Source organism: Leptospira saintgironsiae, assembly GCF_002811765.1.
Taxonomy (GTDB): domain Bacteria; phylum Spirochaetota; class Leptospiria; order Leptospirales; family Leptospiraceae; genus Leptospira_B; species Leptospira_B saintgironsiae.
The window spans coordinates 319,425-334,393 of sequence record NZ_NPDR01000002.1; the positions used below are offsets into that span (position 1 = coordinate 319,425).

Sequence of the window (14,969 nt, forward strand, 5' to 3'; positions counted from 1 at the left end):
TAATAAAAAAGCCGCCGGTTTGACCCGACGGCTTTCGGCTTTAAGCAAAGCAGGAAAAAGAAGGATTACTTCTTGTCTCCAGCGATTGCAGCTTTCAATTTTTCTTCTGCATCAACAGCCAATTTTTGCAATTCAGCTGGGTTTGCGTGAAGAATAGGAGAAAGACCTGGAACACCTGGAGGGCCAAGTACTCCAACAGTAGCTACGAAAGAACCTTTAACTTCGCCTACTTTGTAAGTAGTGAAGGTAATTCTGTATAAACCGCGAACTAAAAGTTTTTTAGTGTCGATGTTTTTAAGTTCATCTAAGCTTTTTGGAATATTAGGAATTTGGATACGTAGTAAAGAGTTGTACTTGTTGTGACGCTCTTCAGTGTAAGTATCGTCTCCATCATCATTGTCGCCAAGATTTTGAAGTGCTTTTCCTTTAGCTGCTCCTTCGATTTGGTTCGGCATAATAGCTGCTAAGCGCTCTACGCGAATCCAAGTATCGAACCAGTTCGGCATGCTTTTTTCTTCAGGAGTTGCAGCTTTGAAAGCCTCACTCACGAAGTCGTCGCTAGATGGCTCACCAATTTCTCCGGTAGGGGAAATTAGACGAACTCCTAATTCAACGATAGCTGCTGGAACCCAAATATAAAGGAAATATGATTTCTTTCCGTTTACTACTGCGTCAGCGGCTTGTCCTGGTTTGATGTATCCCCAATAGTTCACAGTTTCAGAATAAGGTGCGAAAAGCTTCTTAACTCCTACTCCTGGAATGTCTTGTTCACCGACCGAGAAATTACTTTTTAGGCCGGGAAGTCCACCGATACATGCAGCAAAGCTGACCATTATAGCGGCGGAGATTATTAGGATCGAAGATTTTTTCATTCGAGAGATCTCCTTGGTATGGATTGCTCAAGATAGAGAAGAGTTTCCTTTTTGTAAATCTAATTAATAAATTTTTGTTTCCTACCCTTCTTTTGCGGTGCAAAATTTTTACAAAGTGGTAATTTTACGTCTCACCTGGATCATATAACAAGTTCCATTTGGTAAGTAAAAAAATTTCCAGGTCTCTTAACAGAAACGTTTTGAATGAGGGAATGATGGATAGGTGGTTAGTTTAGTTTTTGAAAAGCCAGGACCAAAACCATTCCCAAAGATCCAATAACCAGGCAAACAATCTACCAAGGATCCCAGTATGGGAATATCTTCTTAATAGCTTTTGAGCCCTTTCTTGTTCTTCTGGGGTAAACGGTAGCCGTACATTGTTTTCTTCGGCTTCGATCAAAACTCTTTCTTTTTTACTTCGTACATCTACGATTCGAACATCAACATATTCCCAGCCCAGAAGTTTTACACATTCCAGGCGTCTTTCGCCAGAGACTAATTTATTGTCCAGGTCGATAATGATCGGATGCAAAAGCCCTAAGTTTTGAATGGAAGATTTGAGACCATGTAAGTCACCTAAATCTTTACGAATGCGGTTCTTTACCTTAATATCGGAGACCCGAATTTTCATCTAAGAAATGCTTTTTTCACCGTATAAATCCTACAAACCAATTTCACAAGTTTTGACTAAATTTCCTAAAGAACCCTTCTGGGATTGGAAAAGGTTGGGTCGGATTCACTTGACAGTGACGACTTGCATAGGTTTATAGTTTTAGGCGGGGAAGATTCTCCCCTTCGAATTAATTTTAACAGGAATTACAATCGAATGTCCCTTCAAGACTTCATCTTTACCTCGGAATCCGTATCGGAAGGACACCCGGACAAGGTTTGTGACCAAATATCCGACGCAATTCTGGACGCTTATTTAGCTCAGGATCCAAAATCCAGGGTAGCCTGCGAAACTTTAGTAACTACTAACCTCGTGGTAGTTGCCGGAGAAGTAACTAGCAAGGGAAAAATCGACGCAGTTGAGATCGCAAGAAACGTAATCAAGGATATCGGATACAACGATGTTTCCTTAGGTTTTGACGCTGAGTTCGCTGTAGTTTCTTCTCATATTCATGCTCAAAGTCCTGATATTTCTCAAGGTGTTACTGAGGGAGAAGGTCTTTTTAAAGAGCAAGGAGCAGGAGACCAAGGTTTGATGTTCGGGTTCGCGATCGACGAAACTCCTGAACTTATGCCTATGCCAATCTATTACTCTCATGAGTTAGTTAGATATTTGTCTGGATTACGTCATGACGGTAAATTGAAATGGTTACGCCCAGACGCTAAGTCTCAAGTAACTGTAGAATACAAAAACGGAAAACCTACTCGTATTGATACCGTTGTAATTTCTACCCAACATTCTCCAGATGTTTCTCACAAACAGCTTGAAGAATCTGTAATTGAAGAATGTATCAAGAAAGTGATCCCAGCTAACTTCTTGAAAGATACGAAATATTTTATCAACCCAACTGGACAGTTCATCATCGGTGGACCACACGGAGATACTGGTCTAACAGGACGTAAGATCATCGTGGATACTTATGGTGGTTACGGAAGACATGGTGGTGGAGCATTCTCCGGAAAAGATCCATCCAAAGTGGACCGTTCCGCAGCATACATGGGTAGATATATCGCGAAAAACGTGGTAGCTGCAGGACTTGCTTCTCAGTGTGAGGTGCAGTTGGCATATGCGATCGGTGTTGCTGAGCCTGTTTCGGTTCACGTTGACACTTTCGGAACTGGTAAACTTTCCGAAGAAGAGATCGTAAAAAGAATTAAAGCAAACTTCAAACTGACTCCAAGAGGGATCACTGAGTCCTTACAATTATTGGAGAAAGGAAGAAAATACAGGGAAACCGCTGCTTACGGACATTTCGGAAGAAGTGGAGAAACATTTACCTGGGAAAGAACTGATAAAGCAGGAGCATTGAAAGGTTAATGGGAGCAGTATCCGCATCTAGCGCAGACCAAAAAGCAACCAGAGACGGTTATGGAGACGCATTGCACGAATTAGGTGCAAAACGTTCCGATATCGTAGTACTAGACGCGGATCTTTCCGGTTCTACTAAAACCAATAAGTTCTCAAAAGCATTTCCTGACCGTTTTTTCAACGTAGGAGTCGCTGAGCAGAATTTAGTGGGACATGCAGCCGGACTTGCTCTTGCAGGTTACGTTCCATTTGCTTCTTCTTTCGCGATGTTTTTATCCGGAAGAGCATGGGAAGTGGTTCGTAATAGCGTAGTTTATCCTTTCTTAAATGTAAAATTAGTAGCTTCTCATGGTGGAATTACCGTCGGTGAGGACGGAGCTTCTCACCAATGTATCGAAGATTTTGCCACAATGAGAGCAATTCCTGAAATGGTAGTGATCTGTCCTTCTGACTATAACGAAACTAAACAGATCATTCATGCAATCGCAGATTATAAAGGACCTGTTTACGTAAGAGTTGGTCGTCCTAATCTTCCTTTAATCGAAAGAGAAAATTATAAATTCGAGATCGGAAAAGCAGAAGTGATGAGAGAAGGTAAAGACGTTCTTATCATCGCAAACGGAGTTCTGGTCAACGAAGCAATGATCGCAGTAAAAGAGTTGGAAGCAGAAGGTATCCAAGCTACTCTTTTGAACATGGCAACCATCAAACCTATCGATAAAGAAGCTATATTGAAATATGCTAAACTTTGCGGTACAGTTGTTACTTGCGAAGAACATAATGTGATTGGTGGACTCGGTTCTGCAGTAAGTGAATTTTTATCTGAAGAACATCCAGTTAGAGTTCTGAAATTAGGAATGAAAGACAGTTTCGGTAAATCCGGTACTTGGTCTGGACTTCTGGATTATTTCGGACTCAGATCCAAAAACATAGTGGAACTAGCGAAAAAAGCAGTCCAATCCAAATAATAAATAACCCGGTGCTTTTGCCGGGTGTAAGTTTTTCGTGCCATGCCTAACTCTCCCTCAATAGAAGAAACCACCACAGAAGATCCGGTGCAAATCGGGGGACCCTGGAGAGTGGTTTTATGGGATGATAATGAACATACTTACGAATACGTAATCATGATGCTTATGGATGTATGTAAAATGACTCCGGAGCAAGCGTTCAGTCACGCTGTAGAAGTAGACGCTCAGAAAAAAACAGTGGTGTTTGCAGGTGAATTAGAACACGCGGAACATATCCAAGACTTAATCTTAAATTACGGGCCGGATCCACTTCTTCCCGCATCTAAAGGCTCAATGAGCGCAACCCTCGAAGGGTAAGGCCAATAAAAAACCCGGCAGAGTGCCGGGTTTTTTTCTTAAAGTAAGTTTTACTTCTTCTTAATTAAGATCTTTCTTTCGATTTCGAAAATTTTCTCAGGAAGTTTTTCCTTACCGTGTTTTTTCTTATCGTTCTCTTTTAAGAATAGATCCGCTCCGAATTTTTCGAAGGCATCGTTTGCCTTGATGTTTTTCAGACCGATGAATTGAAGATGAACTTCTCCCGCAGGGATTCCAAATTCTGTTCCTCTATCTTTTACTGAAAGAACTCTAGTGATCGCAGTCACAGTGTCTCCACTGAAAGAAGGTTGAGTATGATATCCCTCAGTGAATCCAAGATCCCAGATAACATTCTCAGTCACATCTCTGGAAGAAAGTCCGCATAACCATGCAAATACGAGTCCTCCGTAAACGACAGGTTCTCCACCCATTGGTCCAGAAATTCCGGAAGAATAAAGTTTGTCGTAATGAAGTGGGTGAGTGTTCCCAACTCTGTAAGTCCAAGGGAAATGTTCGTCAGTGATAGTTCTTCCATTTTGGTGGATATAAATCTGACCGGCTGCGAAATTTTCGAAATAAGTATCTGTCCAGGTGGCTGTTTCGAAACCTTTTGGAAATTTTAACTCAGGAAGTTCGATCACTGGGCTATCAGTTTCAGGGAAGAAAGCTTCTTTAATCACTGGTTTTGGAGTTCCTTTCGGTTTTCCATTTGAGTGATAGATCATGATCTTTCTTTCGTATTGAAGTACTAGTTCCTTGTTTTGATTCAAACAGATCGTACGAACATGAACGATTCCTGGTTTATCCGCTCCCTTATCATCAATTTTGATAATTTTGGTTTTAGCAGAAAGAGTATCTCCTGGATATACAGGTTTCAGGAATTGAACGTCATAGTATCCAAGGTTCGCGAGTGCTTTTTCGGAATCGTTTTGAACTCCCAAAGAAAGTGCTATATTGAACACCATCAAAGGAGAAACTAATAGATCCTTAAATCCGTGAGCTTGTGCGTAAGGAGCAGAAAGATAAAGTGGATTTGCTTCCATAAAAGTGGTAGCAAACTCTTGTGCAAAAGAACGATCGATTGTCAGTTCTCTTGGATGTTCAAAAATTGCACCTTCTGTAAATTCTTCCAGGTATCTACCGTAAATACCCCGTTTTACGGTTCCGGTTTCCACCGGAGTTTTGGGACCTAGTTCCGCAAAGGGGGAAGTAGGGATTTTAGCCATATTGAGAACTCCTGCTTCGTTTTTAGTTTCTTCCAGGATTTTGAGATCCTCCGGTCGGAAAAGGCTTTTTCCTATCAATTAGTGTCGAAATACCCATCCAATTGGGTTCTGGATCCGAAACGAAACTCGGAAATTTGGATCTCTTGTTTGGAAAGCCCCGGATTATTATCCTTCTCCCCAAACATATGATTCCAAGTGTTTACGTAGAGAATTGGCAGTGAGTTCCGATTTTCCAAAAGGGAAGAAGAAAGTATTTTATCCTTATGAACGACCGGGTCTTCTTGGAAGATTTGATCTCCTGAGTAAACATTCTTCAAATCCAATTGAAAAGTTTTACCATCAGGTTCTAGTCGGACTAAAAAGGATTCAATGTCGTAAGTCCTACCATAACGTATCCTTCTGTAGATCCTATAGAAAAAATCCTTCCAGGTGCTTGGATGAATCTCATCTCTAAATACTAGACTAACCTCCCATTCAAATCCAATAGGAGTGATATTCGCCTTACAATAGATCCCGACCAGATCATTTCCAGTCTGAACATCTATCTCAGGTTGGGATAAAACGAATAGATCCGACTTGGGACAGATACCTTCCGTTGTTGGGAATACAGGCAAAGGGGGACTAGTACAGCCCAAATAAAGAAAGAATAGAGGGATGAGAAGATAAGATTTCATGAGAAGGCCAGAATGGGGGAATTCGAATCAGTTTTTCAATCTTGTCAAGATGGAAAATAGGTGCTTTTCCATTCGGGAAGAGAAAGTCTGGAACCGATGAGTTCCTCAGTTCTATTCAAAGAATTTCCCCAAATTGCACTTTCTGCTCAAAAGGAGAAGGTGAGAGAAAAGATTCAGAACACTAAAAAGGTTTTGGAAGACGTTATTCAGAAGAAGGATGTAAATTACGAGTCTGTAATACGACCACTGAATGATTCAATGGAAGAATTACAGGAAGAGTTCACCGTACTTTCTCACCTAAATAGTGTTAAGAATAGTGAAGAAACCCAAGAGCATTATACTGAGATCCTTCCAGAGATTACTGAATTTTATACTGAACTAGGACAGAACGAAGAACTGTTCAAATTATACACTCAAATATATGAGAAAGAAAAAACTTCCTTAGACAGACCTAAGAACAAGGTTTTGGAAGACGCAATCCTACAATTCAAACTGGGAGGAGTAGGACTTCCTGAAGATAAAAAAAATCGTCTCCAAGAAATACAACTCAAGCTTTCAGATCTTTCCAATCAATTCTCTCAAAATCTTTTGGATTCTACAAATTCTTTCGAAATGAAAATCGAATCTGAAGAAGACGTAAAAGAAATTCCCGAGTCCGACAAAACATTGTACAAAAATGAAGATGGGACTTACACCTTTACTCTTCAGTTTCCAAGCTATAATTGTTATATGACTTACGGAAGTAATCGTTCTAAAAGAGAAGAATTATATAAAGCTTACGTAACTCGTGCCCCAGGAAATGGAAAAATTTTAGAAGAGATCCTGGCTCTAAGAGATGAATCTGCAAAATTGCTTGGATATAAAAATTATGCAGAATCTTCTTTGGCAACTAAGGTAGCAGATTCTTCTGAACAGGTATTGGACTTCCTGCAGAAAATTGGAAAACTTGCAAAACCAGTAGCGGAGAAGGAAATTTCAGAACTGAAAAAATTTGCAGGAACACTTGGCATTTCGGATTTCCAGGCATTTGATAGTGCTTATGTTTCAGAGAAGTTAAAGAAGAGAGACTACGATTTCGACGAAGAGCTTACCCGTCCTTATTTCGAAAAAAATACTGTGGTTAAAGGGACCTTCTCCTTTTTAGAAAAACTTTTAGGATTAAAATTCGAGAAGACGAATGCTCCTATCTGGGATCCAAAAACAGAAGTTTATCATGTAAAAAACGGCTCCGAAATTATCTCAAGATTGTACTTGGATCTAGAAGCCAGAAAAGACAAACAGGGTGGGGCCTGGATGAATCATTGGGAAACTAGAAATCGACTTTCTGGTAAAACAATCCTGCCTTCTGCATTCGTGGTTTGTAATTTTCCTCCTTCTAAGGATTCTGCTCCTTCTCTTTTAAATCATTCGGATGTAGTAACATTTTTCCATGAAATGGGACATGCACTTCATCATCTATGTGCAAAAATAGAAGAACCTCCTGTGAGCGGCATCAATGGAGTGGAATGGGACGCGGTAGAATTTCCTTCTCAGTTTTTGGAAAATTTCGCTTACGAACCAGAGGTCTTGGACTTCTTCGCATTCCATTATGAAACTGGAAAACCAATCCCTAAAGAATTGGCTCAAAAATTAAAAGATACTAAAAACTTTTTGGCTGCTATGGGAGTGGTTCGACAGCTAGAATTCGGAATTTTTGATATAAGGATCCATCTCCAAAAATATTCGGAAACAGAAGTTCAGAATATTCTGGATACTGTTCGAAAAGAGGTAAGTGTTCTTTTTCCACCTGGATATAACAAGTTCCAGAATGGATTTGGTCATATTTTCTCAGGTGGGTACGCTGCTGGTTATTATAGTTATAAATGGGCAGAACTTTTAGCAGCGGATGCTTTTTTTGCGTTCAGATCCAAGGGAATTTTTGACACGGATCTTGCGGCAAAATACAAAACTGAAGTTTTGGAAAAGGGAGGTTCCGAAAACGCGATGGTATTATTTAAACGTTTTCTAGGAAGAGATCCAGAGCCAGATGCTTTATTAAAACTCTATGATTTAGTAGCCTAACGAAACTAAGAAAGTTTTTTGCGGAAGTTTTGAAGTAATTGTTCCGTACCTGAAAGTAGTAATTCTATCTGATCGGAATCAATATTATAGACCACATTCGTCTTTAAAGAGTCTTTAAAGGCGTTTGCATCTATCGCTTTCTGATCGTAACTATCCTTTAAAAAATTGTACCATCCGGCTAGGATCACTTTTAAGTGAGGAAGTTCTTTGATAGGGACCGAAATGACTTTCTCTGCTTCCATAAAGACACCTGCAGGTTAATTTGCGAACCGAACCAGTCAACCAGATTTTTTGCAACTAGGTTTGATCCGAATTTTTCTCAAATAAAAACGCGGCGCACAAAATCTAAGTTTAGATCCACTCTATTTGCGGAGTCTTTTTAAAGCTTTCATTAAGACTGACTTTGGTTTGTCCACTTTTGCAGCGTTCGGATTTTGCATCATCATATCCAAATACGCTTGTAGTCCTGGAATTTCGAAAAGTGGATTTGGAGAGATCCAATCTGCAATATGATCGTTTATGATTTGAAAGGTGGCAAATGCAGAACAATCCGCCGCAGTGAATTCTTTACCTGCAATATAAGGAGAAAATTTTGCCATTCTTGAAAGAGCTTTCGCTCCTTTTTGGATGGATACTTTTGTCAGTTCCACAGTTTCAGGTGAGATCGCTTTTCCTTCTACGATTGATTCGTACAATCTGCGTGCAGGAATATCTATATAATTTTCGATGAAGGATATAATCGTTCTAACTTCCGCAGCAGCAAATGGTTCTTCTGGGATCAAACGTTTGGTGTTAGGATAAGCATCATCTAAGAATTCTAGGATTGCTTGAGACTCCACCAGGTATTTTCCATCCACTTCAAGATAGGGAATTTTTCCCATAGGGCTTTTTTGTAAGAATTCCTCGTCTTGGGAGAAGGGTGTGCGAATTTCTTCGAACTCCAAACCTTTTTCTAAAAGTGCCAATTTGACCTTATTCGTATAATTGCTGATCGGATAACCGTGTAATTTTATCATAAGAGCTTAGGATCATCCGATTGGAAGCAGGATGGTAAAGTCTTTTTCAAGTATTAGATAAGAAAGAATGGGAACTTAGCTGTATTTCCAATTTCTACTTTCCTGAAAGGAAATCTAAATCTAAAATTGGCTGCGAAAAAGCGATTATACTCTTTCGAAAAGGAATCTTCAAGATCATGAAAAAAACAGCATTAATTACCGGAGCAAGTGTAGGCATCGGTTATGAAATTTCAAAATTAGCCGCAAAAGATGGTTACGATCTAATACTCGTAGCAAGAAATCTTAAAACCTTAAACTCAGTAAAAAAAGAAATGGAAAGTTTGGGAGCGAACGTAGAAGTCCTTTCCGCAGATCTATCCGATCCAAAAACTCCTAAAAAAATTTACGACTTTGCTAAAAAGAAAAAAGCCATCGTGGATCTTTTAGTGAATAACGCTGGCTTCGGGACAAACGGAAAATTCCATTCTTTGGATCTGAAAGAAGAGTTGGATCTTATCCAAGTCAATGTAACTTCTCTTGTAGAGTTAACTCATCTGTTTTTGAAAGATATGAGAGAAAGACATTCTGGAAAAATTTTGAATGTAGCCTCTACCGCTGCTTTCCAACCAGGTCCTATGATGACAAACTATTATGCATCTAAGGCGTACGTTCTATTCTTCTCAGAAGGTATAGCAGAAGAAGTTCGTAAAGATGGTGTGAATGTTACCTGTCTTTGTCCAGGACCAACTAAAACTGAATTTTTCAAAAGAGCAGAAATGGATAAGTCTGCGATCTTAAATAGCGGCCTTGTTCCTAAGGCAGATGCGGCTTACGTGGCAAAGGTAGGCTACCAAGGAGTTAAGGCTGGTAAGGCAGTTGTGATCTCTGGAGTGGCAAACAAAGTAATGGCACAATCAGTCAGGATCTCTCCTAGATTTTTGGTCCGTAAATTGGCAAAATTTCTAAATACAGTAAATTAAAAAGAAGAGTGTGGGATATGCAAGAAACGATTTTGGACAAGGCGGTTCCTTTTTTCTTAGGACTTGCCTTGATAGAATTTATATGGGGAAGAAGGAAATCAGTCTATAGATGGAATGATTCTGTTTCTGATCTGGCGACAGGGATTTTATACTCTTTTACTGGAGTTATAATCACTTTAGGAGCTATTCTTCTATATGATAAAATCAGAATTTATTATTCTGTCCAAAGTCTTTTTCATTTAGGGGAATTTCCGTCTTCTTCTCCTTTAATAAAAACTGCAGAAGGTTGGCAATTTAACCTAGAGTCGTTTCTTGCATGGACATTTGTCCTACTTGCTGTGGATTTTATTTATTATTGGTTTCATAGGGCAACTCATGAGATCCATTTTTTATGGGCCTGCCATGTAACTCATCATTCCAGCGAAGAATTTAATCTGACTGTTGCACTTAGACAATCTATGTTCCAAAGGATTTTTGAATATGCTTTCAATCTTCCATTAGCTTTATTCGGAATTCCTTGGTGGATGTTTTTTATCTGTCATGGGATCTTAAAGATCTACCAATTCTGGGTCCATACTAGATTGATCGGAAAATTAGGTTGGATGGAAAAAATACTTTTGACTCCTTCTCACCATAGAGTCCATCACGGAAGAGATCCTGAATATTTGGATAAGAATCATGGCGGGATACTGATACTCTGGGATCGTTGGTTTGGAACGTACGCAGAAGAGAAGAAGGAACCGATCTACGGGTTAACTGAACCACTTCCAACATTCAATCCTATCTGGGCAAATCTGCATGTATATATTTCTCTTTGGAATTTAGTGAAGGCCACTCCTAGTTGGAAAGATAAACTTCTTCTTCTCGTTAAAAAGCCTGACTGGAGACCAGATTCATTGGGAGGAGAGAAGAAGGTCCCTGAAATAAACAGGTCCACTTATACTAAATTCGATCCGACCATTTCTAATTCCAGAAAGATGTATGGAGTTTTGCAGTTTATAGTCCTTGCGGGACTTTCTGTATATCTATTGAAGCTAATAAAACTAGGAAAGATGTCTTTTGTATTGTATTCAGGCTTTGGAGTTTGGTTCTTCTTTGCATTTTTAAGTTTAGGTCTTGTATGGAACGGAAGGGCTAAGATGGAAAAATGGGAAGTCCTAAAGTTTGTATTACTGGGCGTTCTAGTTTGGAATCTAAAATAATATTTTAGAACTTCTTCTTTAGTTCGTGTAACAAACAATCCACATTCTAACAAGCGGAGTGAAAAGCTTCGCTTGATCATTCTATACCTTCTTCTAAAGATTGCCTAGGAATCAAAATCCGAATTTGAAAAAGAATATCATTGGGAGGCAAGCTTGAATTCACCGCTTCAATTCGAATTACCAGAGGAATTACAACAACTCAGGGAACTGGTCAGGGACGTAGTCAGAAAAGAAGTCGTTCCGAACAGAATGCATTACGACGAAAATAACGAGTATCCAAAAGCTATTTTACAAAAATTTAAAGAAGCTGGATTGTACCAAGCATTGTTCGACGAAGAACATGGCGGACTAGGTTATGGAATGATGGGAGGAATTGTCCTCGCTGAAGAAGTTTCCTGGGGATGTTTAGGAGTAAACACTGCATTCACTTCGACTAAACTAGGAGCTCTGCCAATCGATGTGGGTGGAACCAAAGCTCAAAAAGACAAATGGCTTCCTCTTCTTGCTTCTGGAGAAAAAACTGCTGCATTTGGTTTATCAGAGCCAGGAGCAGGTTCAGATGTTCCTGCGATGGCAACTACCGCTGTGAAAAAAGGGGACCGTTATGTTCTGAACGGAACCAAACAATGGATCAGTAGTGCAGGCCAAGCTGATATTTATACTGTGTTTGCAATGACTGATAAAGGTAGAGGTCCAAGAGGGATTTCTTGTTTTATCATAGAAAAAGACACCAAAGGTTTTTCTTTCGGAAAGAAGGAAGATAAGTTAGGGATCAGATGTTCTGAAACAAGACAACTTATCATGGAAGACTGTGAGATCCCTGAAGAAAATCTTTTGGGTGGAAAAGAGAATATGGGATTCTTGCATGCATTCAAGACTCTTATTCTTTCCAGACCTGCAGTTGCAGCAGGTGCAGTTGGTTTGATGCAAGGTGCATTCGATGCTGCAATTGAATATGCTAGAGAAAGGGAACAGTTTGGCACTACCATCGCTTCTTTTCAAGCAATCCAACATATGCTTGCTGATATGGCCATCAAGATAGAAGGTTCCAGACTTCTGACTTACAAGGCAGGAGTTTACGCAGAGACTTTCCATAAAGACGCAGCAAAATTTTCCGCAATGGCAAAATGTTATGCATCTGATTCTTCTGTCCAAGTTGCTTCCGATGCGGTACAAATTTTTGGCGGTTACGGATACACCAAAGAATATCCTGTGGAAAAATTTTACAGGGACGCTAAAATCCTTCAGATCTACGAAGGCACAAGCCAGATCCAGAGGAACGAAATTGCTGCAGGACTCATAAAAGATGCGGCATCTAAAACCAAAAAAGGTTAAAATCCTCTTTTAGTCTCCGAGGGGAGAATTTTGACTTGCTTGCCGATCAGCCAGAAGTCAAACTTTTCCCTCCGGTTTTTTAGAAAGAGTGAAAGGGTTTTTGGACATCCAGAATTTTTTAGCTTGGAGAGTTTTTTGTAAACTCTCGTTCACTTTTTTTACCTTTGCACTTTTTAGCCCAATTTTTGCATTCGATCCTTCTTCTCTTCCTTATGACGGGATTTCGCTTGTGCCTCACGCGGAGGTTTGGGCGGACGAAGAAGGTGATACCAACTTCGAAAAAATGCAAAAGAAGGAATTTTATCCACTCACTTCGGCGAGTTTAGGATATTCGGACCAGGCTCATTGGTTCAAGGTCCCTGTAGAGAATAAATCCTCTCATTCAGTTTCCTGGATTTTGGAAATCCATTATAGCCAATTGGACAAGGCAGAATTATACCTAGCTTCCAAAGGAGACAAGGTATTGTTTCGTGGGGGGGACAGGATCCCTTTTAGCGAAAGGCCTATCCAATATAGATTTCCAAGTTTTCCCTTAGAGTTAAAAGCAGGGGAGAAGGATACAGTTTATCTAAAGATCCAAACTAAAAGTTCTGTGAACTTTGCCGCCTTTGCATATAAGTCCGGGGACTTTTTTTCTAATATAAGTAATGAACAAATATTACTTGGGATCTATTTCGGATCTCTTTTGGTAATGGCCTTATACAATCTGTTTTTATTCTTATCCACTAAAGAAAGAACATACTTAGCATTTTTCGGATATGTTGGTGCTGGAGTGCTCGCTCAATGGTCACTTCACGGATATTCTTTCCAATTTTTCTGGCCGAACTCTGTAGTTTGGGCAAGCCATATCATAACTTCTTTTACATTTTTAGTTTCTGCAACCACTGCTGATTTTATCAGACTTTATTTTGATGCTCCTCATTATTATCCGAATTCTAATCGTGTTCTAAAGGGAATATCAATTTTATCTTATGTTCTAATAGTAGTCGGATATTTTTTACCATTCGGATTTGCATTAGCACTTTATGTTTTCTTATCTACGATTACCTTGGCTGCAATCTTGTTTTTGGGCTTCCAAGGATTTTCCAGGAATTTAAGACCTGCACTTTTCTTTTTAGGAGCTTGGCTTGCACTCGTCGCGGGTGCATTTGTATTTGTTTTAAGATTTGCGGGAATCATTCCTCATACTATCTCTTTAGCTTATTGGGGCGTGGAGATTGGGACTGCAATGCATATTCTTCTTTTGGCATTGGCACTCGCGGATAGAGTTAATGATCTATCCAAAGATCTTTCTTCCAAGGTAGAAGACCTGAATGAAGCAAAACAAGCGATAGAACAGTCCGAGCTCAGATTTAGGAATTTGTTTGAAGGTGCAGAAGAACTTCTTCTTACATTGGACCAAGAGGGCAATATCAAAGATGCAAACCGCACTCTTTCCAGGCTCACAGGATATAAACCTGCAGAAGTGGAAGGTAAAAATTTCTTAGATCTGATCTATACTCTGGATACCCAGGAAGGTTTTATCGTCCTTCTTCTTGCAAAAGAAAAATTAGAAGAACATTTAAGGACCAGAAAGACTGTTGAATTCCATTCTGAGTTCAAACAGAAATATGTAATGGAGCCTAAACCTGTAAAGATCCGTCTCCAATCTTTTGAAAGTGAGGCGGGAAGAAAAGTTTTAGGTAAAGTTTCGGAGATCTCTGAGGATATTCTTTCTCGCTTTCTAATCTCAGAAAGTATGCATTTCACAGTGAATAATTATCTTAGAAATGCGGATATCTTAAGTAGACAGCTTACTTCTAATTTAAGCCAGTTTGCAGGTTCGGAAGTGATTACCGCGATCCGAACTTGTCTGAGAGAAGTTTTGATCAATGCAATTGAGCACGGAAACTTGGGGATCAGCTTTGATGAAAAAACGGATGCGATGAAATCCGGAAATTATATGGAGTTCATCCAGAAAAGGCAAAGAGAGGCTTTTTACGGGGCGAGAAATGTAAAAGTGGCTTATTCCCTGAACTCTAAACGGATCGGCTTCGAGATAGAAGATGAGGGTGATGGTTTCGATTTTAAGAAGATGTTAAATTTGGATGGAGAAAAACTGAATGAGGAAAGTTATACTCATGGTCGTGGGATCATGATGACTCGAAAAGTTTTTGATGTAGTAAAATTTAATGAAAAGGGGAATAAGGTGCTTCTAATCAAATACCTCCAAAAACCTCTTAAATACAAAAGAGAACCCAGTTCTTTAGATATTGATTAATATTTACTAATTTATAAAGTTTAATCCAATTTTAGGGTTGATCTGATCTTAGATCCGATTA

General features: G+C 39.5%; 14 protein-coding genes. 8 read left to right on the top strand and 6 right to left on the bottom strand.

The window, feature by feature from the left end:
• Positions 1-65 precede the first annotated feature (65 nt).
• Complete coding sequence (gene lipL32 / locus CH362_RS06475) at positions 66-872, bottom strand: major surface lipoprotein LipL32 (protein WP_100709547.1); 807 nt, start codon at positions 870-872, stop codon at positions 66-68.
• A 232-nt stretch (positions 873-1,104) separates the two neighbouring features.
• Positions 1,105-1,503: a ParB N-terminal domain-containing protein gene (locus tag CH362_RS06480; RefSeq protein WP_086446566.1), complete on the bottom strand. Its 399-nt coding sequence runs from the start codon at positions 1,501-1,503 to the stop codon at positions 1,105-1,107.
• Between the two features lie 195 nt (positions 1,504-1,698).
• Here CH362_RS06480 and metK point away from each other — a divergent pair, with 195 nt between their 5' ends.
• The 3 genes from metK to CH362_RS06495 are packed head-to-tail and all read left to right on the top strand — an operon-like array spanning position 1,699 to position 4,175.
• Positions 1,699-2,859, top strand: a complete 1,161-nt coding sequence (gene metK / locus CH362_RS06485; RefSeq protein WP_100709548.1) for a methionine adenosyltransferase — start codon at positions 1,699-1,701, stop codon at positions 2,857-2,859.
• The gene (locus CH362_RS06490; protein ID WP_100709549.1) at positions 2,859-3,818 is read left to right on the top strand and encodes a transketolase family protein; all 960 of its coding nucleotides are present in this window, start codon (positions 2,859-2,861) and stop codon (positions 3,816-3,818) included. Before metK ends, CH362_RS06490 begins: the two co-directional genes overlap by 1 nt.
• Before the next feature lie 42 nt (positions 3,819-3,860).
• Entirely contained in the window at positions 3,861-4,175 is a 315-nt protein-coding gene (locus CH362_RS06495) for an ATP-dependent Clp protease adaptor ClpS (RefSeq protein ID WP_100709550.1), read from the top strand.
• A 50-nt stretch (positions 4,176-4,225) separates the two neighbouring features.
• Here the strand turns inward: CH362_RS06495 and CH362_RS06500 are convergent, their stop codons facing one another.
• Positions 4,226-5,401 (bottom strand): MaoC family dehydratase, encoded by a 1,176-nt coding sequence (locus tag CH362_RS06500; protein ID WP_100709765.1) that lies wholly within the window; start codon positions 5,399-5,401, stop codon positions 4,226-4,228.
• A gap of 74 nt (positions 5,402-5,475) precedes the next feature.
• Positions 5,476-6,075, bottom strand: coding sequence for a surface adhesion protein Lsa23 (lsa23, locus tag CH362_RS06505; protein ID WP_100709551.1), 600 nt, complete (start codon positions 6,073-6,075; stop codon positions 5,476-5,478).
• 96 nt (positions 6,076-6,171) lie between these two features.
• Between lsa23 and CH362_RS06510 the strand changes: the two genes are divergently transcribed.
• Positions 6,172-8,136 carry a M3 family metallopeptidase gene (locus CH362_RS06510; RefSeq protein WP_208859543.1) on the top strand — a complete coding sequence of 655 codons (1,965 nt, stop codon included), beginning with the start codon at positions 6,172-6,174 and terminating at the stop codon, positions 8,134-8,136.
• A 5-nt stretch (positions 8,137-8,141) separates the two neighbouring features.
• On the opposite strand, the gene CH362_RS06515 is transcribed toward CH362_RS06510, so the two are convergent.
• Both CH362_RS06515 and CH362_RS06520 read right to left on the bottom strand, forming a co-directional pair.
• Positions 8,142-8,378, bottom strand: a complete 237-nt coding sequence (locus tag CH362_RS06515) for a hypothetical protein (RefSeq protein ID WP_100709553.1) — start codon at positions 8,376-8,378, stop codon at positions 8,142-8,144.
• A gap of 120 nt (positions 8,379-8,498) precedes the next feature.
• Complete coding sequence (locus CH362_RS06520; RefSeq protein ID WP_100709554.1) at positions 8,499-9,152, bottom strand: glutathione S-transferase family protein; 654 nt, start codon at positions 9,150-9,152, stop codon at positions 8,499-8,501.
• A gap of 176 nt (positions 9,153-9,328) precedes the next feature.
• Between CH362_RS06520 and CH362_RS06525 the strand changes: the two genes are divergently transcribed.
• The 4 genes from CH362_RS06525 to CH362_RS06540 all read left to right on the top strand — a co-directional run bounded on the left by CH362_RS06525 (position 9,329) and on the right by CH362_RS06540 (position 14,908).
• The gene (locus CH362_RS06525; RefSeq protein WP_100709555.1) at positions 9,329-10,111 is read left to right on the top strand and encodes an SDR family NAD(P)-dependent oxidoreductase; all 783 of its coding nucleotides are present in this window, start codon (positions 9,329-9,331) and stop codon (positions 10,109-10,111) included.
• A 17-nt stretch (positions 10,112-10,128) separates the two neighbouring features.
• Complete coding sequence (locus tag CH362_RS06530) at positions 10,129-11,313, top strand: sterol desaturase family protein (protein ID WP_100709556.1); 1,185 nt, start codon at positions 10,129-10,131, stop codon at positions 11,311-11,313.
• A gap of 153 nt (positions 11,314-11,466) precedes the next feature.
• Complete coding sequence (locus tag CH362_RS06535; RefSeq protein ID WP_100709557.1) at positions 11,467-12,648, top strand: acyl-CoA dehydrogenase family protein; 1,182 nt, start codon at positions 11,467-11,469, stop codon at positions 12,646-12,648.
• A gap of 88 nt (positions 12,649-12,736) precedes the next feature.
• The gene (locus CH362_RS06540) at positions 12,737-14,908 is read left to right on the top strand and encodes a 7TM diverse intracellular signaling domain-containing protein (RefSeq protein WP_100709558.1); all 2,172 of its coding nucleotides are present in this window, start codon (positions 12,737-12,739) and stop codon (positions 14,906-14,908) included.
• Positions 14,909-14,969 lie beyond the last annotated feature (61 nt).

What these genes read in the sequence shown, in the direction of transcription:
- CH362_RS06500 (WP_100709765.1), bottom strand. Translation starts at nt 5,401, where the DNA reads ATGGCTAAAATCCCTACTTCCCCCTTTGCGGAACTAGGTCCCAAAACT.
- lipL32 (WP_100709547.1), bottom strand. Translation starts at nt 872, where the DNA reads ATGAAAAAATCTTCGATCCTAATAATCTCCGCCGCTATAATGGTCAGC.
- metK (WP_100709548.1), top strand. Translation starts at nt 1,699, where the DNA reads ATGTCCCTTCAAGACTTCATCTTTACCTCGGAATCCGTATCGGAAGGA.
- CH362_RS06510 (WP_208859543.1), top strand. Translation starts at nt 6,172, where the DNA reads ATGAGTTCCTCAGTTCTATTCAAAGAATTTCCCCAAATTGCACTTTCT.
- CH362_RS06480 (WP_086446566.1), bottom strand. Translation starts at nt 1,503, where the DNA reads ATGAAAATTCGGGTCTCCGATATTAAGGTAAAGAACCGCATTCGTAAA.
- CH362_RS06495 (WP_100709550.1), top strand. Translation starts at nt 3,861, where the DNA reads ATGCCTAACTCTCCCTCAATAGAAGAAACCACCACAGAAGATCCGGTG.
- CH362_RS06530 (WP_100709556.1), top strand. Translation starts at nt 10,129, where the DNA reads ATGCAAGAAACGATTTTGGACAAGGCGGTTCCTTTTTTCTTAGGACTT.
- CH362_RS06490 (WP_100709549.1), top strand. Translation starts at nt 2,859, where the DNA reads ATGGGAGCAGTATCCGCATCTAGCGCAGACCAAAAAGCAACCAGAGAC.
- CH362_RS06520 (WP_100709554.1), bottom strand. Translation starts at nt 9,152, where the DNA reads ATGATAAAATTACACGGTTATCCGATCAGCAATTATACGAATAAGGTC.
- CH362_RS06525 (WP_100709555.1), top strand. Translation starts at nt 9,329, where the DNA reads ATGAAAAAAACAGCATTAATTACCGGAGCAAGTGTAGGCATCGGTTAT.
- lsa23 (WP_100709551.1), bottom strand. Translation starts at nt 6,075, where the DNA reads ATGAAATCTTATCTTCTCATCCCTCTATTCTTTCTTTATTTGGGCTGT.
- CH362_RS06515 (WP_100709553.1), bottom strand. Translation starts at nt 8,378, where the DNA reads ATGGAAGCAGAGAAAGTCATTTCGGTCCCTATCAAAGAACTTCCTCAC.